At 40.9% G+C, this 19,984-nt stretch carries 19 protein-coding genes, 1 tRNA gene and 3 pseudogenes; 16 read left to right on the forward strand and 7 right to left on the reverse strand.

The annotated features are described in order from the left end of the window. Window positions 1-9 precede the first annotated feature (9 nt). The 3 genes from ACYQ0C_RS14860 to ACYQ0C_RS14870 all read left to right on the forward strand — a co-directional run bounded on the left by ACYQ0C_RS14860 (window position 10) and on the right by ACYQ0C_RS14870 (window position 3,172). Window positions 10-639, forward strand: a complete 630-nt coding sequence (locus tag ACYQ0C_RS14860) for a nitroreductase family protein (protein WP_016275810.1) — start codon at window positions 10-12, stop codon at window positions 637-639. A gap of 260 nt (window positions 640-899) precedes the next feature. After that, window positions 900-2,330 carry a RapZ C-terminal domain-containing protein gene (locus ACYQ0C_RS14865; protein ID WP_016275809.1) on the forward strand — a complete coding sequence of 477 codons (1,431 nt, stop codon included), beginning with the start codon at window positions 900-902 and terminating at the stop codon, window positions 2,328-2,330. After that, complete coding sequence (locus tag ACYQ0C_RS14870) at window positions 2,327-3,172, forward strand: sugar phosphate nucleotidyltransferase (protein ID WP_016275808.1); 846 nt, start codon at window positions 2,327-2,329, stop codon at window positions 3,170-3,172. The genes ACYQ0C_RS14865 and ACYQ0C_RS14870 overlap by 4 nt, the downstream gene beginning before the upstream one ends. A 149-nt stretch (window positions 3,173-3,321) precedes the next feature. Here ACYQ0C_RS14870 and metH read toward each other — a convergent pair whose 3' ends face one another. From metH to ACYQ0C_RS14890, 4 genes are all read right to left on the reverse strand, one after another. Then, window positions 3,322-6,075, reverse strand: coding sequence for a methionine synthase (gene metH / locus ACYQ0C_RS14875; protein WP_016275807.1), 2,754 nt, complete (start codon window positions 6,073-6,075; stop codon window positions 3,322-3,324). Window positions 6,076-6,112: 37 nt separating this feature from the next. Then, a complete protein-coding gene (gene smpB / locus ACYQ0C_RS14880) occupies window positions 6,113-6,565 on the reverse strand; it encodes an SsrA-binding protein (RefSeq protein WP_016275806.1) in 453 nt (150 codons plus the stop codon). Continuing rightward, window positions 6,565-7,134 (reverse strand): Yip1 family protein, encoded by a 570-nt coding sequence (locus ACYQ0C_RS14885; RefSeq protein ID WP_016275805.1) that lies wholly within the window; start codon window positions 7,132-7,134, stop codon window positions 6,565-6,567. The genes smpB and ACYQ0C_RS14885 overlap by 1 nt, the downstream gene beginning before the upstream one ends. A gap of 229 nt (window positions 7,135-7,363) precedes the next feature. Beyond that, window positions 7,364-8,116, reverse strand: coding sequence for a hypothetical protein (locus ACYQ0C_RS14890; protein ID WP_016275804.1), 753 nt, complete (start codon window positions 8,114-8,116; stop codon window positions 7,364-7,366). Between the two features lie 554 nt (window positions 8,117-8,670). On the opposite strand from ACYQ0C_RS14890, the gene ACYQ0C_RS14895 reads away from it, so the two are divergent. Further along, window positions 8,671-10,050, forward strand: coding sequence for a sodium/glutamate symporter (locus tag ACYQ0C_RS14895; protein ID WP_016275801.1), 1,380 nt, complete (start codon window positions 8,671-8,673; stop codon window positions 10,048-10,050). Window positions 10,051-10,215: 165 nt separating this feature from the next. Here the strand turns inward: ACYQ0C_RS14895 and ACYQ0C_RS14900 are convergent, their stop codons facing one another. After that, a complete protein-coding gene (locus ACYQ0C_RS14900; RefSeq protein WP_016275800.1) occupies window positions 10,216-10,725 on the reverse strand; it encodes a DMP19 family protein in 510 nt (169 codons plus the stop codon). Window positions 10,726-10,962: 237 nt separating this feature from the next. On the opposite strand from ACYQ0C_RS14900, the gene ACYQ0C_RS14905 reads away from it, so the two are divergent. The 7 genes and pseudogenes from ACYQ0C_RS14905 to ACYQ0C_RS14935 all read left to right on the forward strand — a co-directional run bounded on the left by ACYQ0C_RS14905 (window position 10,963) and on the right by ACYQ0C_RS14935 (window position 16,731). Beyond that, complete coding sequence (locus ACYQ0C_RS14905) at window positions 10,963-11,664, forward strand: iron-sulfur cluster assembly scaffold protein (protein WP_005847450.1); 702 nt, start codon at window positions 10,963-10,965, stop codon at window positions 11,662-11,664. 18 nt (window positions 11,665-11,682) lie between these two features. Then, window positions 11,683-12,693 carry a GGGtGRT protein gene (locus ACYQ0C_RS14910; RefSeq protein ID WP_016275799.1) on the forward strand — a complete coding sequence of 337 codons (1,011 nt, stop codon included), beginning with the start codon at window positions 11,683-11,685 and terminating at the stop codon, window positions 12,691-12,693. A 416-nt stretch (window positions 12,694-13,109) separates the two neighbouring features. Then, window positions 13,110-13,400 (forward strand): type II toxin-antitoxin system Phd/YefM family antitoxin, encoded by a 291-nt coding sequence (locus tag ACYQ0C_RS14915; protein ID WP_016275798.1) that lies wholly within the window; start codon window positions 13,110-13,112, stop codon window positions 13,398-13,400. Next, window positions 13,388-13,663, forward strand: a complete 276-nt coding sequence (locus tag ACYQ0C_RS14920) for a Txe/YoeB family addiction module toxin (protein WP_016275797.1) — start codon at window positions 13,388-13,390, stop codon at window positions 13,661-13,663. Before ACYQ0C_RS14915 ends, ACYQ0C_RS14920 begins: the two co-directional genes overlap by 13 nt. 88 nt (window positions 13,664-13,751) lie before the next feature. Beyond that, a pseudogene (locus tag ACYQ0C_RS14925) lies at window positions 13,752-14,198 on the forward strand (JAB domain-containing protein). A 149-nt stretch (window positions 14,199-14,347) separates the two neighbouring features. Then, complete coding sequence (locus ACYQ0C_RS14930) at window positions 14,348-14,692, forward strand: site-specific integrase (protein ID WP_016275795.1); 345 nt, start codon at window positions 14,348-14,350, stop codon at window positions 14,690-14,692. A 740-nt stretch (window positions 14,693-15,432) separates the two neighbouring features. Further along, window positions 15,433-16,731 carry a hypothetical protein gene (locus ACYQ0C_RS14935; RefSeq protein ID WP_016275793.1) on the forward strand — a complete coding sequence of 433 codons (1,299 nt, stop codon included), beginning with the start codon at window positions 15,433-15,435 and terminating at the stop codon, window positions 16,729-16,731. Between the two features lie 129 nt (window positions 16,732-16,860). On the opposite strand, the gene ACYQ0C_RS14940 is transcribed toward ACYQ0C_RS14935, so the two are convergent. Together ACYQ0C_RS14940 and ACYQ0C_RS14945 are read right to left on the reverse strand one after the other, a co-directional pair. Beyond that, window positions 16,861-17,499 carry a nucleotidyl transferase AbiEii/AbiGii toxin family protein gene (locus ACYQ0C_RS14940; protein WP_016275792.1) on the reverse strand — a complete coding sequence of 213 codons (639 nt, stop codon included), beginning with the start codon at window positions 17,497-17,499 and terminating at the stop codon, window positions 16,861-16,863. Further along, window positions 17,496-17,828 (reverse strand): hypothetical protein, encoded by a 333-nt coding sequence (locus ACYQ0C_RS14945; RefSeq protein WP_016275791.1) that lies wholly within the window; start codon window positions 17,826-17,828, stop codon window positions 17,496-17,498. The genes ACYQ0C_RS14940 and ACYQ0C_RS14945 overlap by 4 nt, the downstream gene beginning before the upstream one ends. 173 nt (window positions 17,829-18,001) lie before the next feature. Between ACYQ0C_RS14945 and ACYQ0C_RS14950 the strand changes: the two genes are divergently transcribed. From ACYQ0C_RS14950 to ACYQ0C_RS14970, 5 genes and pseudogenes are all read left to right on the forward strand, one after another. Further along, window positions 18,002-18,070, forward strand: a tRNA-Met gene (locus ACYQ0C_RS14950). Window positions 18,071-18,294: 224 nt separating this feature from the next. After that, on the forward strand, window positions 18,295-18,684 hold the full coding sequence (locus tag ACYQ0C_RS14955; protein ID WP_016275790.1) for a hypothetical protein: 390 nt from the start codon (window positions 18,295-18,297) through the stop codon (window positions 18,682-18,684). 14 nt (window positions 18,685-18,698) lie between these two features. After that, window positions 18,699-18,851, forward strand: a pseudogene (locus ACYQ0C_RS14960) (lipocalin family protein); the annotation flags it as partial. Between the two features lie 99 nt (window positions 18,852-18,950). Continuing rightward, window positions 18,951-19,541 carry a putative polyvalent protein kinase domain-containing protein gene (locus tag ACYQ0C_RS14965; protein ID WP_016275788.1) on the forward strand — a complete coding sequence of 197 codons (591 nt, stop codon included), beginning with the start codon at window positions 18,951-18,953 and terminating at the stop codon, window positions 19,539-19,541. A 166-nt stretch (window positions 19,542-19,707) separates the two neighbouring features. After that, window positions 19,708-19,884, forward strand: a pseudogene (locus ACYQ0C_RS14970) (GGGtGRT protein); the annotation flags it as partial. Window positions 19,885-19,984 lie beyond the last annotated feature (100 nt).

Here is a 19,984-nt window from a genome sequence, read left to right on the forward strand (position 1 = left end):
ATCATAAAAATGAATGTGGCAACAATCTTTAAAGTTCTGACAACTGTTACTTTTTCAGCAGCATTACTAATTATAGGAGGTTGTAACAATATGGAAACGAAAAAGGAAGAGACAGGAAAAACCACAGCTATAGAAAATATACTTTCCCGGAAAAGTGTCCGTGCCTATACACCTAGACCGGTAGAAAAAGGAAAGGTGGATTTATTGGTAAAAGCCGCCATGGCCGCACCGACCGCGGTAAACAAGCAACCTTGGGCCTTCGTGATAGTGGATGACCGTAAAGTATTGGATAAACTGGCCACCGAACTGCCTTATGCCAAGATGGCGGCACAGGCTCCACTAGCCATCGTGGTTTGTGGTGATTTAAGCAAAGCTCTGAACGGAGAAACAGACCGATACTGGATGCTGGATTGCTCCGCCGCATCCGAAAATTTGTTACTGGCGGCAGAGTCAATGGGGTTGGGGGCCGTATGGACAGCTGTTTATCCGGAAAGTGACCGCATCGCAAAAGTAAGAGCCGTACTGTCTTTGCCCGATTATATCATTCCGTTCAACCTGATTCCGGTGGGCTATCCACAACATAAGGAAGAAGCCAAAGATAAATTCAATGTTGAAAATATCCATTATAATAAATGGTAAACACTTTATCATGAACAGCCCTTCAAAAAACTTGGGCAACACTATTTTCCAGGACTGTCCGAAAGATATTTTATAAGACAGGTGAAATTTAAAGGGGATTAACTTCTTCACGAAGGCGGCTTCGACAAGCGATGAAGCCGCCTTCCCTATTAAAAGCGGCTATTGATACTTTTCCATAATTTGGGACTAAAATATTAACTTTCTTTGTAAATCAGCCGAGAAAGGGAGAATAATATTTATCTTTGTTCCAAAATATGATTATGATTACAGAAGATTTACAGAAACTATATCAAACCTACCTCGGAGAGATACCCGAAGAAATTGTAGAACTACCCTCATCCGGTTCCAACAGACGTTATTTCCGGCTGACCGGAGTAAAAAACTTGATTGGCGTACACGGCACCTCCAAAGAAGAAAATGAAGCTTTTCTTTATATGGCGGCCCACTTTCGCAAAAAAGGTCTTCCTGTGCCTGAAGTGTACATCTGTTCTGAAGACAAAAATTGTTATCTGCAAGAAGATTTAGGAGATATCCTGCTATTCAACGCCATTGAAAAAGGACGGGCAACCAGCGTCTTCTCGGAAGAAGAAAAAGAATTACTGCGCAAAACCATCCGCCTGCTGCCTTCCATCCAATTTGCCGGAGCAGACGGATTTGATTTTTCACGCTGCTATCCGCAAGCTGAATTCAACCAGCGTTCCATCCTGTGGGATCTGAACTATTTTAAATACTGTTTTCTAAAAGCTACCGGGCTAGAATTCCAGGAAGACAAGCTGGAAGATGATTTTCAGAAAATGAGTGACGTATTGCTGCGCAGTTCATCCGCCACCTTCATGTATCGGGATTTCCAAAGCCGCAACGTGATGGTGAAAAACGGCGAGCCTTGGTTCATTGATTTTCAAGGAGGTCGCAAAGGACCATTCTTCTATGATGTAGCCTCTTTTCTGTGGCAGGCAAAAGCCAAATTCCCCGAAACCCTGCGCAATGAGCTCCTGGAAGAATATATAGACGCCCTCTGTAAATACAAACCTGTAGACCGCAATTATTTCTTCAGCCAGCTGCGTCACTTCGTACTCTTCCGCACCTTGCAGGTATTGGGAGCCTACGGTTTCCGCGGTTATTTTGAAAAGAAGCCACATTTTATCCAAAGCGTACCTTACGCCATTGAAAACCTGCGGCAGTTGCTCCGCAACGAATATCCCGAATACCCCTATCTGTGCTCCGTGCTGAGAGAACTGACCGAGCTGAAGCAGTTCAAGGATGATTTGAAGAAACGGCAACTCACGGTGAAAGTCATGAGTTTCGCCTATAAAAAAGGTATTCCAAACGACCCGACCGGCAACGGTGGAGGTTATGTGTTCGATTGCCGTGCCGTGAACAATCCCGGGAAATATGAACGTTATAAACCTTTCACAGGACTGGATGAGCCGGTCATTCGTTTTCTAGAAGAGGACGGTGAAATTTTTCCCTTCCTGAACGCCGCCTATTCTTTAGTGGATGCTTCGGTAAAAAGATACATGGAACGTGGATTCAGCAATCTGTCCGTATGCTTCGGCTGCACCGGCGGACAACACCGTTCGGTCTATTCGGCACAACACATGGCGGAACACCTCCATAAGAAATTCGGTGTAAAGGTAGAACTGATACACCGTGAACAGAATATAGAACAAACATTTGAAAGAACATTATGAGAGCAATGATTTTTGCAGCCGGACTAGGCAGCCGACTTAAACCTATAACAGACACCCGTCCCAAAGCTTTAGTCACAGTAGGAGGAAAAACAATGTTAGAACACATTATCTCGAAACTGAAAGCTGCGGGTTTTAATGATATAGTAATTAACACACACCACTTTGCCAACCAGATTCTCGCTTTTCTGGAAGCCAACCAGAATTTCGGAGTCAACATAGAAATCTCAGACGAGACAGACTGCCTGCTTGATACCGGTGGCGGTTTGGAAAAGGCATCCCACTTATTATACCATCCCGAGAATATGTTCACCCAAAAAGGCGAAACTCCGTACGAACTGATATTCGAGAATCTGAGTAAAGGAATGGATGAGGAAGAGATAATCGAAAAGACCTTAGGAGTTATGCGGAAAGAATGCTACTTACTACACAACGTAGATATCCTTTCCAATTGCGATTTGGAAAGTCTTATGTATTATCATCAGAATAGTCCTGACATCAGTGCCACCCTTTTAGTCAGCCAGCGCAAGACTTCCCGTTACCTGCTATTTGATGACAACAATCTGTTACGTGGCTGGATCAATAAAGATACCATGGAGACCAAACCGGCAGGACTCCGGTATGAAGAAGGAAAATATCAGGAATACGCCTATAGCGGGATACAAGTGACCACTCCTAAAATTTTGCATATCCTTCCAAAAGGCAAATATTCCATTATCGATTTCTATCTCTCCGTATGTCACAAAGTCAACATCCAGTGCTATGTAGAAGATGACTTGCAATTGCTTGATATCGGCAAAACGGAAAGTCTGGAGAAGGCGGATGAATTTCTCAGCAAATTATAACAAGCCCGGAAATATATCCATAACATTAAAAAAGTATCACCACTAAAAGGACAGACCGTTTGGCGGTCACTTCATTTTAGGGGTGATACTTTTTTTACACAGCAAACAGCTTTTTGATAAAATGAACAGATAAGAAAAAAGTCGTAACGTTATGACCAAAGGTTCAATTTCTTCTTTTGCGCTTCCTCTAAAGATACTGTTTTCACCTGTTTGGTACTATTCTTCTGACGAAGTTCCTCATATTCCTTGTTCAGCCTCTCCACGAACTCAGCAGAAGATTCCGGATTCAGCAAACGGGCGGCTGCCAAGGCGTTCTGTGAAGCATCTTTCATGTGAATGACCGGACCTCCATAAACAGGCGCTATTTTCAAGGCAGTATGCAGTTTGGAAGTAGTGGCCCCTCCAATCATAATAGGAATATCCAATCCCGCACGCTTCAACTCTACAGCCACATGCGCCATCTCTTCCAATGACGGAGTAATCAGCCCGCTTAATCCTATCAGATCCACCTTTTCCTCTATAGCCTTCCGGACAATCGTTTCAGCTGGAACCATCACGCCCAGATCTATAATCTCGTAGTTATTACAAGCCATGACCACTGATACGATATTCTTCCCAATATCATGCACATCCCCTTTTACGGTAGCCATCAATACTTTTCCTGCACTGCGGACACCTTCCTGTTTGTCGGCCTCAATAAGCGGCTGCAAAATAGCTACAGCCTTTTTCATGGTACGGGCCGTCTTCACAACTTGCGGCAAGAACATTTTCCCTGCTCCAAACAATTCTCCGACTTTATTCATACCTTCCATCAACGGGCCTTCAATAATATCCACCGCTTTAGGATACAGTTTAACCGCTTCCGCCAAATCCTCTTCCAAATAATCACCAATACCTTTTATCAAAGCATATTGAAGGCGTTTCTCTACCATCGGTTCCTCACGCCATACATCCAGTCTCACCGCTTCTGTTCCGGTTGACGTATTTTTCAAGGCCTCAGCAGTTTCTATCAAACGTTCGGCAGCATCGGCCCTACGGTTCAAGACCACATCCTCTATCCGTTCCAGCACATCAGCAGGAATGTCCGTATAGAGCACCGAAGCAGCCGGATTCACAATCCCCATATCCATACCTTGACGGATAGCGTGATAAAGAAACACGGCATGCATCGCCTCACGGATATAGTTATTTCCACGGAAGGAGAACGACAGGTTGCTCACGCCACCGCTGACGTGTGCACCGGGCAAATTCTTTTTGATCCATCCCGTAGCCTTGATAAAATCCACCGCATAATTATCATGTTCTTCAATACCCGTAGCCACTGCCAGCACATTAGGGTCGAAAATGATATCATGAGGATTAAAATCCACCCGCTCTGTCAATATTTGATAAGCACGGGCACAGACTTCAATCTTACGTTCAAAAGTATCCGCCTGTCCTTTCTCATCGAAAGCCATCACCACAGCGGCAGCTCCCAGTTTTTTTATCAAACGGGCATGTTCTATAAATAGCTCCTCTCCCTCTTTCAAAGAAATAGAATTGACAATGGACTTTCCTTGCAAGCATTTCAGTCCGGCCTCAATGACTTCCCACTTGGAAGAGTCGATCATGACAGGCACACGGGCTATGTCGGGTTCAGCCATGACCAGATTCAAGAAGGTAGTCATCTCCTCCCGGGCATCCAGCAAACCGTCATCCATATTCACATCAATGACCAAAGCCCCGTCTTCCACCTGCTTGCGGGCGATACTCAACGCCTCCTCGTATTTCTTCTCATTGATCAGCCGGAGAAATTTACGGGAACCTGCCACATTGCAACGTTCACCCACATTGATGAAATTGATTTCAGGAGTCTGTTCCAAAAGTTCCAGTCCACTGAGCCACATTCGTTCGGGCCTGGCAACAGGGATATGAGGAGGCACCCAAGCAGAACCGGAAACGATCAATTCCTGATATTTGGCAATATATTCCTCCGTTGTACCACAACAGCCACCGATAATGTTCACCAATCCTTCATCGATATATTCCTTCACCTCCGAAGCCATTTCCTCCGGAGTCTGGTCATACTGTCCCAAACTGTTGGGAAGTCCGGCATTGGGATAGGCACTTATATAATAAGGTGCTCGTGCGGCCAGCCCTTCCAGAAAAGGTTTCAATTGTTTCGCTCCGAACGAGCAGTTCAAGCCGATAGAAAAAACAGGCGCATGCTGTACGGATGCCAGAAAAGCATCCAATGTCTGCCCCGAAAGCGTACGTCCGGCAATATCCGAAACAGTAACAGAAAGCATAAGCGGAACCTCACGCCCTGTTTTCTTCATTGCCGTTTCCGCAGCATAAACGGCCGCTTTGGCATTCAGGGAATCGAAAATAGTTTCTATCAAAAGTGCGTCCACTCCTCCTTCCAGCAAGGCTTCCATCTGTTCCTGATAGGCAGCGGCCAGTTCATCGTATGTCAAAGCACGCAAGGCCGGATTATTGACATCCGGACTCATGGAACAAGTCTTGTTGGTAGGACCTACCGAACCTGCTACAAATCTAGGTTTATGAGGGGTCTTCGCGGTATATTCATCAGCCAGTTCGCGAGCAAATCTGGCAGCGGCCAGATTAATCTCACGACACAAGTCCTGCATGTGATAATCCGCCATCGAAATCCGTTGGGCATTGAACGTATTTGTTTCAATGATATCAGCCCCTGCTTCCAGATATTTACGGTGGATATCCTTTATCACATCAGGGCGGGTAAGACAAAGCAAGTCATTATTGCCCTTCATCTGTCCGGGCATCTCAGCAAAACGTCCCCCTCTGAAATCCTGTTCAGACAAATTATACCTCTGTATCATAGTCCCCATTGCACCATCAAGAATGAGAACTCTCTCGTCAATTAGTTGTTTTAATGTAGCCATAAGTCTATTTTTTAGGTACGAACAGCACGGATTTCACTTACCTTTTAAACATACGGTCCATTTCGCGACGGTCGTCCTTCTCTTTCAATGACTCGCGCTTATCATATTGTTTCTTACCTTTAGCCAATGCGATTACCAGTTTCGCCAGTCCTTTCTCATTAATAAACAGACGGACAGGAACAATCGTAAAACCGGGATTCTTTCCGGCTTCTTCCAATTTGCGCAGTTCTTTCTTGTTCAGCAACAATTTACGTTCGCGACGGGCAGAATGGTTATTGTATGAGCCGTAAAAATATTCGGCTATGTGCATATTCTTCACCCACAACTCGCCTTGCACAAAATAGCAATAGGTATCTACCAGACTGGCTTTGCCCAAACGGATGGATTTAATCTCAGTACCCGTGAGCACGATACCTGCCGTGTACGTATCGATAAATTCATAATCGAACGATGCACGCTTATTCTTTATATTTACAGGAGTCGGTTTCATTAATTCAAAATAACAGATAACTCATTAAACACAGTGGCAATCAATGCCGGACAAACAATTATAATGACCGAAGCAATCAAGGTGTATCGTGTCAGTTTCGTCTCATTCACCTTCATCAGAGTACGCGCACCCTCGAACACCACAAATACGGTATAGAATTGCAATATCCAATGAAGGATGGAAATAGAGAATAGCCCGCTGACCATATCGAGCACAAAAGTCACCACCATAGAATAACCCACAAACTGCTGGTTCAGTTCATATTGGTCTCCACGTCCCAACAGTTTCTTTCCTAATTGGTCTATGGCGTATGCCGCCAGAAAATATCCTCCGAACAAGGATACAAATACGGCACAACAGCGTGTCATCGCTATTTGGAAAGCAGCGACTCCCGCCGTATTCCCAATAAACGTACCTATAAAAACGGACAAACCGCACAAACCTATCATAGGATAAACAAATGCACCCAACACTTTACGCCTATCCTCTTCCCGGCTGATTTCCTCCCACGCTTTTGCCGGAGATGAAATCAGCGCAATTACTCGCTTAAATAAATCTTTGTAGTTCAATGCCTAATCTATTTACCTCGGTTCAACTTCAATGAGATGCAAAGGTAATTAATTCACTGGAATAAACGAATAAAAAAACGCATACTTCTCTCGGGGAGGTTGAAAAATAAGAGTACTCTTACTTAAAGCCAAAGTAATATCAAGATTTGCCCAACTGCTCAAAAGCTACAAAAAAATCCTCTCCAACTGTTGTCGAAGAGGATTTTACTATATAATATATAAAATATTTTTAATATCCTTGCATATTTGTGAAACTACATTTCACTGTAGAAACAAGTTCTTTATCGTTCTCTCCCTTAGCTGTTACTTTAACTACGATAGTATCATTTTTGGGTTGTACATTATTTAAGATTTCAAAAAACTCACCTCTATTAAAAGGCATGTGGAAACTAATCAAAGCACTTCCTGTCTGATATGCATCATCAGAACCTTTTGTCTGTCGAAGTCTTGTCACCAATGTATCCTCCTTAGCTCCTACAGCATATAAATGAAAATCATTCATGCTCAACTGTTCTTTAGTCTTGAAAGTAAACGGTACGTTAACATATCCATTTATGGCCCATATCTTATTATTAGCATCTTCCAATGAAACTAATGCATAATCATTTTTCAAAGTATCGGGCTGAAGATTAAAATCCTTATAATTCAAAACAGTCATTACACCAACCTCACTTACTTTATAAGACTTCTTTCCTTCTGTGATCACTTCTCCTTCCATCAACTTGATTCCTACCTGCGCACGCTTGTAATAACTGCCATCTGATGTTTTAAGACCGGCCAAGACACTTGAGGACACCGGAGTATAAGTATAACCCCATGCATCACCTTTCAGAACAGCTCCACCGAAAATACTGCCTTCTTCCACTGTAACGATCTCATAAAGATCATAATTGGGACCGCCATCACCATCATTCAAACAAGAACTAAAAGTAAACACCGACACTAACCCAGCAAATATTGCTGCCAACTTCATTTTTTTCATTTTCTTCTTTATAATTATTAGAGTTTGCAAAATTAAATAAAAGAATCTGTTTCCAAGAAACAAACTTGATTCTTTTTATTGTTTTAATGATTAAATGAATAATTGGCTTAAATACTGCATTACCACTTGCTTTTTAACATTATTTTTATTCATATCTCATTTCCCGGCAAGACTTACCTTATCTTTTATTTTAACTGTTTTCTTCACCAAAATTCACTTGTAATCTATCCGCCATTAGGCCATTAATAAAAATTAATACATAAAAGGACAAACTGTTTAGCCATATTGCCACTTTATTCTTATCTTTGGAACAAAACAACCCAATCACCATAAAACCTAGAATATTATGCTAACACTCAAAAAATCATATAAAACATTGCTCATCGTTCTATGTGCATTGTTTACATACTCTTGCTGTAGCAATGATGAATTGGACATCAAGAATTATCAACTGCAATCCATTCAATGGAAACTTAGTGCAGATGATACCTGTACATTGTTTTTGCCGATGAGATAAATTTCCATTCCTACCGGTTCGGTAAAACAAACTATTTATGAACGCTGTATTCTTCAACGAATACGTCCAAACAAGCCCTAGATTTATGACCGATTTCACCCCTTGGACACTCTTTGTCGACACAGGCATCATCTCAGTATTGCTGCTGCTCGGCAAACTCATGAGAGTAAAAATAAGATTCATCCAAAAACTGTTCATCCCACCCAGCCTCTTGGCCGGGTTTATGGGACTGGCCTTGGGGCCTCACGGATTCGGCCTCATTCCTCTCTCCACCCAAACAGGAACTTATGCCGGCATATTGATAGCCTTCATTTTCGGCGCCCTCCCCCTCACCTCACAAAAGGCAGCCAAAGGAGATGGTGCCAATATAGGCAGCATGTGGGCATATTCACAGGCAGGAATGTTGTTGCAATGGGCTTTCGGGGGACTGTTGGGATTGCTTGTCCTGAACCAAATATGGCCCTTGAATCCTGCCTTCGGCATCACTATGCCAAGCGGTTATTGCGGCGGGCACGGTACAGCGGCAGCCATCGGACAGGCTTTCAGCCAGTTCGGATATGACGAGATTCTGACTCTAGCCATGACTGCCGCCACCTTCGGTATCGTAGCGGCAGTCATTATCGGACTGGTCATTATAAAATGGGGGACAAAGAAAGGGCACACCTCCTTCCTTGCCAATTACGATGACCTTCCTCACGAGTTACAGACCGGCCTGTTGCCCGGCGACAAACGGGAAAGCATGGGTGAAAGTTCCTGCTCTTCCATCTCCATCGACCCGCTGACCTTCAATCTTATCATTGTAGCGGTGATAGCATTGGGCGGATACTGCATCAGCAAAGCAGTATCCCACTTTATGCCGGGATTTGAACTGCCGGTATTCAGCTGCGCGTTTGTGGTGGGTATATTCATCAGAAAGATATTCGACCGGACAAAAACCAGTGATTATGTCTGCCCGCAAACCATAGGACATATCAGCGGAGCTTTTACCGATTTTCTGGTAGCATTTGGCATTGCTTCCATAAAAATATCGGTGGTGGTAGAATACATCGCGCCCCTATTAATCCTGCTGGTTTCGGGATTGATCGTAACCCTGATTTATGTTCTCGTCATGTCACGCAAATTAATGAAAGACTGCTGGTTCGAAAAAGCCATCTTCACATGGGGATGGTTTACAGGTACTATGGCTATGGGCATCGCACTGCTCCGCGTTGTGGATCCTAAGATGAAGAGCCGCTGCCTGGACAGCTATGCACTGGCTTACTTGTTCATCGCTCCGGTAGAAATATCTCTGATAACTTTCGCTCCGGTAGCTTTCCTGAACGGTTACGGACTGATGTTTGCAGGAATCTGTCTGGCGGCAGGTCTTGCCGTGCTGGCAACCGCCTATATCAAAGGTTGGTTTATCAAAAAACAATAAATGGCACCGGAACAACAAGACAGAAAAAGTAAGTTAACTTACTTGAGCAAGTAACATAGGTTCGTCAGCCAACGAACATATCTTACTTGGCCATGGAAGCTAACTTACTTTTTTTATATCAAAATCCATGAATTCATATCAGACAAACGTACACAAGAATCCTTGTTATACAATCTCCGCAAACTCCTCAATATGATCGTCCACATATTCCGCAATCTGGGCAGTTATCAATTCTTCCAGATCCATAAACTCCTCTTCCAGATCATCAAAAGCCTCGTATTGCTCATACATAGCCATAAACTCCTCATCATCCCTGTCCTTTTCCAAATCAGCACGATTCTCATCATATATTTTCTTCGCGCTATAAATCAGTCTGGCCAGTTCTTTCGCTCCAAACATCCGCATTGCTTTCGCAAAAGGATTATCAAAGATATAAGGCCCGTATCCATTCTGTATCAGTTGCACAAAACCACCTTCATTTATTTCCTCACGCAAGAAATGATACCCCAACAATGAATGCTGGCAACCATTGAGCAAAGGCATGGTCTCCGCATTGATCACTCCCCCTGTCACCTCCAAGTATTTATCTATAAACACTTTCAAGAAACCATCCATGCCCTCTTCCGCACCCCGGCGCAGGGCTTCGTCCGTAATTGCTATTTTATTTGCTTCCATTCCTATCCTTATAATATAGGTACAAAGATAGAGTTTTCATCGGAAAGAAAAAACATTTTGGCAACTCTAGTTTGCAAAATGCTGTCCTACAATAAATTTATTTAATTTAAAGATAAAAAGTGACGGGCAACGAGTTGCAGAAAAGAATAAAACGACTAACTTTGTAGGCGAAAAGAATAACTAACCTTTTCACGTGGTTTACGAATATTTATTTTATTACCAAAAAACGTAAAGAATATGACTTATTCACACGAAGTAGAACACATGTGTGTTGTGAAGAAAGGTCCTAATCACGGACCGGCTCCTATTCCTGAAGAAGGAAAGTGGGTAAAATCAAAAGAAATTAAAGACATCTCTGGTTTGACACACGGTATTGGCTGGTGTGCTCCCCAGCAGGGTGCTTGTAAACTAACCCTTAACGTAAAAGAAGGTATCATCCAGGAAGCATTGGTAGAAACTATCGGTTGTTCCGGTATGACTCACTCAGCTGCCATGGCTGCCGAAATTCTTCCGGGCAAGACTGTATTGGAAGCATTGAATACCGACTTGGTTTGTGATGCTATCAACACAGCCATGCGCGAACTTTTCCTTCAAATCGTTTACGGACGTACTCAGTCGGCTTTCTCAGAAGGCGGTCTGATTATCGGTGCCGGTCTGGAAGACTTGGGTAAAGGTCTTCGTAGCCAGGTAGGTACTTTGTATGGTACTTTGGCCAAAGGCCCCCGTTATCTTGAAATGGCTGAAGGTTACATCAAGAACGTTTTCCTGGACAAGAACGACGAAATCTGCGGTTACGAATTCGTTCACATGGGTAAGTTCATGGACGAAATCAAGAAGGGTACTGATGCTAACGAAGCATTGAAGAAAGTTACAGGTACTTACGGACGTGTAACTGAAGAACAGGGAGCTGTTAAGAAAATTGATCCACGTCACGAATAATTATAAGGAGGAAAGAATATGATTAGAGAAGTAAAATTCGAAAGCCAAGACCGTCGTATCAAACAGATCATCGCTGCTCTGAACGCTAACGGCATCAAAGACATCGAAGAAGCTAACGCAATCTGCGAAGCTGCCGGACTGGATCCTTATAAGACTTGTGAAGAAACTCAGCCTATCTGTTTCGAAAATGCCAAGTGGGCTTACGTGGTAGGTTCTGCCATCGCATTGAAGAAAGGTTGCAAAAACGCTGCTGAAGCTGCCGAAGCTATCGGTATCGGTCTGCAGGCATTCTGTATTCCGGGTTCTGTAGCCGACGACCGCAAGGTAGGTATCGGTCATGGTAACCTGGCTGCTATGTTGCTTCGCGAAGAAACTAAATGTTTTGCATTCCTGGCAGGTCACGAATCATTCGCTGCTGCCGAAGGTGCTATCAAAATCGCTGCTAAAGCAGACAAAGTACGTAAAGAACCTCTGCGTTGTATCTTGAACGGTTTGGGCAAAGACGCTGCACAGATCATCTCTCGTATCAACGGATTTACATACGTTCAGACTGAGTTCGACTATTTCACAGGTGAACTGAAAGTAGTTCGTGAAATCGCTTATTCTGACGGTCCTCGTGCAAAAGTGAAATGCTACGGAGCTGACGACGTTCGCGAAGGTGTGGCTATCATGTGGAAAGAAGGTGTAGACGTATCTATCACAGGTAACTCTACTAACCCGACTCGTTTCCAACATCCGGTTGCTGGTACCTACAAGAAAGAACGTGTTCTTGCTGGTAAGCCTTATTTCTCAGTAGCATCAGGTGGTGGTACAGGCCGTACTCTTCACCCGGATAACATGGCTGCAGGTCCTGCTTCATACGGTATGACCGATACTATGGGTCGTATGCACTCAGACGCTCAGTTCGCTGGTTCTTCATCAGTTCCTGCTCACGTAGAAATGATGGGATTCCTGGGTATCGGTAACAACCCGATGGTAGGATGTACAGTGGCTTGTGCGGTTGACGTAGCTCAGGCTCTGGCTAAGTAATTTAGACAATTACATATAGATAAACTCCTGTAATCCTTGTGATTGCAGGAGTTTTTATTTTATGGTGAACTTGGCTTAAATAACAGGTTAAAGCACCTCATACCATTCCTTTTTTAATTACCCCTCAATTCAAGCCATAAACAAGTTACTTTTGCAGCCGATTTGCAGCCGAATTTGCCATTCTTTAAAAACGGCTGCAAGAATCAGCATAATCAACTATAATACAATGTAATATACTTCATATAATATTCCATTTAAAATGGAAAAACATTGTACAATGGTGCACATGGATTGTTGATTGAGAGAGGAAGGGACATCATTAAGTTAGTTCCCTTTCTTCATAGTTAATAATTAACTAATTATATTTGCGAGTACGCAAATAAGTACATATATTTGCATTATAAAAAGAAGGATTTATGAGAACAGCCAATTACACAGATTTAAGAGCAAATCTTAAAGATTATATTGATTCAGTAATTGATGATTACGATACTGTAATCGTCAATCGTGGTAATGGTAAAGGAGTAGTGATGATTTCCCTTGATGAATACAATTCATTGAAAGAGACTGAATATATAATGTCCTCACCTGCAACAATGGAAGCTATACGTCAAGGTGAGGAAGATATAAAGAATGGCAATTATATAGCACAGAAAGATGGAGAAAGCATAGAAGACTTTTTAAAGCGAGCATCATGTACAGAATAATATTATCTGACCAAGCACGGAAGGAATATCTATTCTTCTCACAGAGTGGCAATAAGATCATTCTGAATAAGATTACAGCTTTACTGAACGATATTGCAGAACATCCTTATACTGGAATTGGGAAGCCAGAACCACTAAAATATGAATTGACTGGTAAATGGTCAAGGAGAATCACCGCAGAACATCGTCTTGTTTACTCTGTAAACGATGATAAGATAGAAGTGCATATATTCTCCATGAAGCACCATTACTCTAAGAAGTAAACTAACTCATACATACTATTAATTGAAAGGGCATCTATTAAATTAGGTGTCCTTTTTCTGTTTAGACACTCTAACAATTAGCAACAATATGAATATAGATTATACTGTGGGTGAAGTGGAACTATCCAACAAACCCAAATTCAAGAATCTGCATAAGGTCGCCAGTTCAGAGGATGATTATAAATACTTGCTTCCTACCTATAAGGAGGATACAATCTGTTACAAAGAATATTTCAAAGTCTTGTCTCTAAACCAATCCAACCAAGTTTTAGGCTATACTCTCATATCAGAGGGTGGAATTACTGAAACTTGTGCTGATGTCAGAGTAATTCTACAAGCTGCATTGCTTACCAATTCAGTAGCTCTTATCCTTGCTCATAATCACCCAAGCGGTAACATGAACCCAAGCAGGCAGGATATGGAAATTACTAAATAGGTAAAGGATGCTGCAAGACTTATGAGAATTACAGTTTTAGACCACCTCATACTTACAGATGCAGGATATTACAGCTTCGCTGATGAAGGAGAACTATAATAAGGTAGAGGGCACTCAATTTCTAGGTTGGGTTCCTTATCATATTCACTTTGATAATTAGTGAATGTTTCTTTAGTAATCAATGAGTTAGTAAATCCAACTCAGAATTAACATTCACTTCTATTCGTTTCATTATAAAACAGAACATTATGTCACTCAAATATTCAAGCACAATGGCAGACTATCTTATATGGTCTGATGCGATGAACCTCATCTTAGTAAGTCAGAAAGGCACTATCTTCACAGTTCAGAGAATCAATATCCTTCTTAAAGAGGTGAAGAAGAAGTACAGGCTAAAGATTAAGAACTTTAGCTATCATTCTCTTAAAAAGACTTTGGGTAGACAGGTCTATAACATGAACAGCGATAACGCAGAGTTGGCATTAGTAAAGCTCATGGAACTGTTCAACCATAGTTCTATTGCCATTACTAAAAGATACTTGGGATTAAGGCAGGAAGAAATCTTACAGACTTATGACTGTTTGAGCTTCTGATTATTGGGACAGGATTATTAAGATACATCTTTATAGTGGTCTGAATGGTTCTGTCCCAAATCCATAAAATTTTGAGCTTAGATATATCTAAAGTCCAATCTTGGCAGTTTGGCATTTCAGTCTTATAGAAGTAATTCAATTTCATTAATTTACAGACTTTAGGATTATCTCAACTCTTATTAATCATGTCGCAGGTAGCACTTCTTGAATATCCACCAAAATGCAGACTTGAAGATGATAATTCAAGGTGGGTAAGAATATTCAGAATTTGGTCTTTATATGGGGAGAAGTGAATTTGATACCCACATGGATTTACAGAGTTCAGATGCAACTCTGATTAAATATCTTATTCAGACTATGTTTGAGAGCAGGAGATTTACTATTTCTCCTCACTCCATGCTTAGTGATTTAAAACCTTTCATTATCTTTGCACCAATTCCAATGAACTAATGAGATAGGGAGTTGGAAGGGCATATTTAACGAAAGGTGTTATTGAAATTATCTTCCGTGGTAAATTCTCGCAAAATTTAACGGTACGAAGATGATAGCAGTAGCACCACATCATAGCTATATACTTACCCTGTCTTGGGCTGAGATATATCGTCTTATGGTGTGGGCTATTGCTTTATCCGTACCGAGGCAATGCGAGAAGCCCACCACGAGATAAGGCAGTATGTTCCCACACCTCTTTTATTTATGGCTTACCGTAGGGAACAGGTGAGCGTAGATTAAACTCGATAATGAAAATATTTAGATTATTGGCAGCGTCATTATTAGTTGCCGTATGCACAGGATTTAGTTCTTGTGGCGATGATGAATTAGAGAGAGAACCAGTTATTAACTTTGACCCCAATGGTTCTGATTTAGAAAAAAAATACTCACAGTACATTGATGATTACGAGAATATGACCTGTAAACGATTCGAAGACAAAGGTGATACTATCGAATTTACAGGAATTACATCTAAAGGGTATCTAATGATAAATCTATTCCAATATGCAACTAAGACTAAGGTCTTTGAGTGGGTGGATAATGTAAAGATTGATACCATCTATCAAATATATAAGGGCTATGGAGAATATGAAGAGGTCAGAGTTAAATCTATTGGATTATCTAATGGAAAATATCATCTGAAATCCAATAAGGACTTTGTAACATTGCTTGATTTCTTTGGAGGAACATCTTCATTCACAAGAATACTATTCGTAAATGGAGGAAATTCTAAAATGAGTGATATTATGCCTGTGGGAGCTTGGCACATTAACACATTCATTCCTAATTGGTACAATAATGAATACAGCTTCATACATGATTGTTGTTACACACTTGCAGGTGATACTGTTTATACTATCAAATATGGGAAATATGATGATGATAATATAAATATGTACGAGAGGAGAATTGCTACTAACGGTTATGGTTCATTTCAATACCGATTTGAACAAGTGTCAGCAGAAGAAGCCGTAGGAACAGGATTAGATATAGATAATTTTCATGGCTCTTACCAATTAAGAGTTGCACGAATTAATTATAGGACAGCTCAAAATATGTGGGGAGAACAAAGATATATCAACTTGCCTTTTGATTATGAAGCTAAAGCAAAATTGTCTTATTCCATTACGGACAAATCTTCTGACACATGGAAATACAAAGCAAATATTACATATTATGATGGCACAAAGAAAGAGGTCACATTAAATGTCAATATTGAGAATGGAGCAGTACAAGGAGAAGATGATTATAATTCTCTTCTTATCATAGGTAAATGGAAGATGACAAGCGGTGATGCTGTTGCTACCCATGTAACTTATAAGAATGACGGTACATTTGAATACACAAGTACAGAAGATAGCTCTTATAAAGAAGTGGGCAAGTACAAGATAGACGGTAACAAGCTCTATGAAATGTACAACGATGAAAAAGAATGGATTATCAATGATATTTTGTTACTTAATTCCATGACCTTATCAGTGCAGGAATTGGAAGCAGACGGAGTTACACCCACAGGTCTAAAGTACTCTTATCAGAGAGTGAAATAAAGAACTTATTCATATTTAGCTAACAGAGCAGCATTTGAGGGAACTCTTATGCTGTTTTCTTTTATTAGCTACTACATTTCTAAAGAATACTTCTCATATAGCCCCCATTCACTAAAATGTTGCAGCAGTTTATAATAAACAAAACTTTATATAATCTTCTATTTCTTGAGCAGTTACAGCATAAATCGGTGCAAGTTGCTCAAAATGGGAATCTCTTGTAAAACGAGAGCCGTTGGTGAGCATAGCCAACAGATTCTTGGATTTCAATTTATGTCCAGAGTAGGTTAGGGCTAAAGATACCAAATCGCAGATAGGTACACCAGACTTTAAGATGGAATAAATATCATAATAATCGCGAAAGTTACTCCTGCGTAGCATCACCTCCATCTTCATAGCTCCAATAGACTTTACATCTGCCAATCTGAGATTATTCAGATATTCCACAGGCATACTGACAGGAGAATATTTAGGACAGGCATAAAAAGAGAACTTTACTCCAGACACTAAATATTCCACATGGTCTATATCTAAAATGTCCTTATGCTGAATATCACCTATTGCAGCGAGCTCTTTCTCTATCTGATACCATGCCACTTCCATTTTCTCTGTTTTAGAGGTACGCCATTTCATAAAGTCCAAGTCCTCACTTTGTCGAGTTCCCATTTGCAATGACAAAGCTGTGCCACCTACCAAGAGATAGGGTTTGATGCAGTCCAACTTAGAAACGGCTTCAAAAACTTGCAGCGTGTGTGGAGCTAAACCTTTCATACAAACATTTTATTAAGGTGGCGAGTAGCCATAGACTTTATATAAGCATCTGGTTTCTTTGCCTTAAAATAATACCATGCAAAAAAACGATTCAACGTGTAGAGATATTCCGCTTGGGGAACAAGATAATCCAGCCACACCTGCTTGATTTTCTTGAAAGGATAAATTAGAAACAGTTGGTTTATTTCTTCCAAGTCAAGATGTAACAAGGTTTTCTCAATCAGCATATCATCTGGAATATCCTTGATTGAGTTTTCATTGTACGACCAAAAGCAGTGTTCTTGCTTCAGTTTCGCCAATAGTTCTTGTTTCACCACATCTCTTGACATAACTCCCTGTTTTAGAATAACACAAAATTAGTGATTATTCTTATCCAAAGCAAATCACAATGGAGAATGTTTCATTGTGAATAAGATTTTTAGTAAATTTGCATAGTAAGTTCAGTGTTGACCTATTGTTGACCTCAGAACTTATACTGAGATAATTAACGTGTTGATAACGAGGTAGCTCAGTTGGTTATAGCAACAGACTCATAATCTGGAGGTCCCTGGTTCAAGCCCAGGCTGGTCCACAAACAAGAGGCTCATTCTTAATAGAATAGAGCCTTTTTTGTTTGCAACCCCTCCAGATATAACTCTGTTGCTCTTGGTTAATTTACTCCTATTTTAAGCAGATGTTGACTAATTGTTGACTAATTAAAATAGAGCTAATATGCTGACTATTAAAGCAGAAATTAAAAGGAGTGAGTTAAAAGTTGACGGAACATATAACGTCAAGATTAAATTTTAATTGATAATGAAAACATTTAGATTATTAGCAACCTCATTATTGGTTGCATTAGGCATGGAAGTTAGTTCCTGTGGGGATGAAATTACTAACGAAGTGGTTCAACAAGAGCCTGACAACACTTTAGAGTTATTACTTGGAACTTGGCAAGGAACAGGTGAAGCAGAGGGTGAAACACTTACCTTTAACAAGGATAAGACCTATGCTGAGATAAGTGAGAATGAAACTCTAAGCGGTAGATTTGAGTACTTTCCTAACAGATATATGTTCGTTATTTACTATACAACTGATTGGGGAGAAGAGAATACTATTTACACTGTCGTTAAGATTACTGAAGACGAACTATATCTTAACAACAATGGACATAGTGATATAGTAATTTACAATCGTAAACCATAATTAATTTAACAATAATGAGAACTTTAAGATTAATTGGAACGACCTTATTAATGGTCATGTTGGCTGTAAACTTTACAGCTTGTAGTGATGATGAAGATGAACAGACAATCATTGAACAAGCCAACCTTATAGGTAAATGGCAGTCCACTTGGGAGAACATTCGCAAGAATATAACAAAAGCATTGCTATTAAAAGAAGAATGATTACCTTTGCCTTAAACTCATAATCAAACAAATTATGGAATACATCAACGAATTTCACAAAGAATGGATAGAACGCACTCGTCAATCAATAGCCTCATGGAGCAAGCGACCTGCATCGCCAGAAGAAGTAAGGAAGCAGCAGGAGAAACTGAATCAACAAAAGGCTATAAGAGAAGGCAAACAGAAGAACTGATAAAGTTTGCCAATGACAATGGTCTATGGATTGACTTATCACACCTCAACATTACTTATATGGATAGAGGTGGTGAGAATGAAGTGTTCCATGATGGTAATGTGTCTGTTGTCAAGCTAAACAACTTTGAGTACGCAGGGGATGATTTAGAGAACTTCTTCATCCGCATTGCTGCACATAACAAGTTCTTTGGCAATGTGCCTTATCAAATGATAGGCTTCGCTTATAACAGTCAGCAAGAATTTTGCGCAGTTCTCGTACAACCTTATATATTAGCTGAACGAGAAGCTACGGAAGACGAGATAGCCGCTTATATGCAAGCATTAGGCTTTGAAATGGACTATTACGACGAATACCACAATTCGGATTATGAAGTGTTTGATGCAGTTCCCAATAATGTGCTTTATGGCATAGACGGAGATTTATACTTCATTGACACGCAGATTAGATTACGGTCTTAACTCCATTAGGAGTACTCTCATCTAAAGGGTAACGCATAGGCATTTGCCCACGATGCAGCCCTTTTTGATAATTCGTTCTTTTATTTACTAACAAGGAGTTTACCCATTGCTATTATAGCATTGATTAATAACAGATTGCAAAGACTTACAGGGATGCAGTGTAGCTGCTTCATACGGTATGACCGATACAATGGGCCGTATGCACTCAGATGCTCAGTTCGCCGGTTCTTCATCAGTTCCTGCTCACGTGGAAATGATGGGATTCCTGGGTATCGGTAACAACCCGATGGTAGGATGTACAGTGGCTTGTGCGGTTGACGTAGCTCAAGCTCTGGCTAAGTAATTTAGACAATTACATTATAGATAAACTCCTGCAATCACAAGGATTGCAAGAGTTTTTATTTTATGGTGAACTTGACACTTGGAAATACAAAGTAAAATAT

Source organism: Phocaeicola sartorii JCM 17136 = DSM 21941, assembly GCF_054653615.1.

Excerpts from the sequence above, each read along its gene's own strand:
- ACYQ0C_RS14860 (WP_016275810.1), top strand. The coding sequence starts at position 10 with ATGAATGTGGCAACAATCTTTAAAGTTCTGACAACTGTTACTTTTTCA.
- ACYQ0C_RS14865 (WP_016275809.1), top strand. The coding sequence starts at position 900 with ATGATTACAGAAGATTTACAGAAACTATATCAAACCTACCTCGGAGAG.
- ACYQ0C_RS14870 (WP_016275808.1), top strand. The coding sequence starts at position 2,327 with ATGAGAGCAATGATTTTTGCAGCCGGACTAGGCAGCCGACTTAAACCT.
- metH (WP_016275807.1), bottom strand. The coding sequence starts at position 6,075 with ATGGCTACATTAAAACAACTAATTGACGAGAGAGTTCTCATTCTTGAT.
- smpB (WP_016275806.1), bottom strand. The coding sequence starts at position 6,565 with ATGAAACCGACTCCTGTAAATATAAAGAATAAGCGTGCATCGTTCGAT.
- ACYQ0C_RS14890 (WP_016275804.1), bottom strand. The coding sequence starts at position 8,116 with ATGAAAAAAATGAAGTTGGCAGCAATATTTGCTGGGTTAGTGTCGGTG.
- ACYQ0C_RS14895 (WP_016275801.1), top strand. The coding sequence starts at position 8,671 with ATGAACGCTGTATTCTTCAACGAATACGTCCAAACAAGCCCTAGATTT.
- ACYQ0C_RS14900 (WP_016275800.1), bottom strand. The coding sequence starts at position 10,725 with ATGGAAGCAAATAAAATAGCAATTACGGACGAAGCCCTGCGCCGGGGT.
- ACYQ0C_RS14905 (WP_005847450.1), top strand. The coding sequence starts at position 10,963 with ATGACTTATTCACACGAAGTAGAACACATGTGTGTTGTGAAGAAAGGT.
- ACYQ0C_RS14910 (WP_016275799.1), top strand. The coding sequence starts at position 11,683 with ATGATTAGAGAAGTAAAATTCGAAAGCCAAGACCGTCGTATCAAACAG.
- ACYQ0C_RS14915 (WP_016275798.1), top strand. The coding sequence starts at position 13,110 with ATGAGAACAGCCAATTACACAGATTTAAGAGCAAATCTTAAAGATTAT.
- ACYQ0C_RS14920 (WP_016275797.1), top strand. The coding sequence starts at position 13,388 with ATGTACAGAATAATATTATCTGACCAAGCACGGAAGGAATATCTATTC.
- ACYQ0C_RS14930 (WP_016275795.1), top strand. The coding sequence starts at position 14,348 with ATGTCACTCAAATATTCAAGCACAATGGCAGACTATCTTATATGGTCT.
- ACYQ0C_RS14935 (WP_016275793.1), top strand. The coding sequence starts at position 15,433 with ATGAAAATATTTAGATTATTGGCAGCGTCATTATTAGTTGCCGTATGC.
- ACYQ0C_RS14940 (WP_016275792.1), bottom strand. The coding sequence starts at position 17,499 with ATGAAAGGTTTAGCTCCACACACGCTGCAAGTTTTTGAAGCCGTTTCT.
- ACYQ0C_RS14945 (WP_016275791.1), bottom strand. The coding sequence starts at position 17,828 with ATGTCAAGAGATGTGGTGAAACAAGAACTATTGGCGAAACTGAAGCAA.
- ACYQ0C_RS14955 (WP_016275790.1), top strand. The coding sequence starts at position 18,295 with ATGAAAACATTTAGATTATTAGCAACCTCATTATTGGTTGCATTAGGC.
- ACYQ0C_RS14965 (WP_016275788.1), top strand. The coding sequence starts at position 18,951 with ATGGATAGAACGCACTCGTCAATCAATAGCCTCATGGAGCAAGCGACC.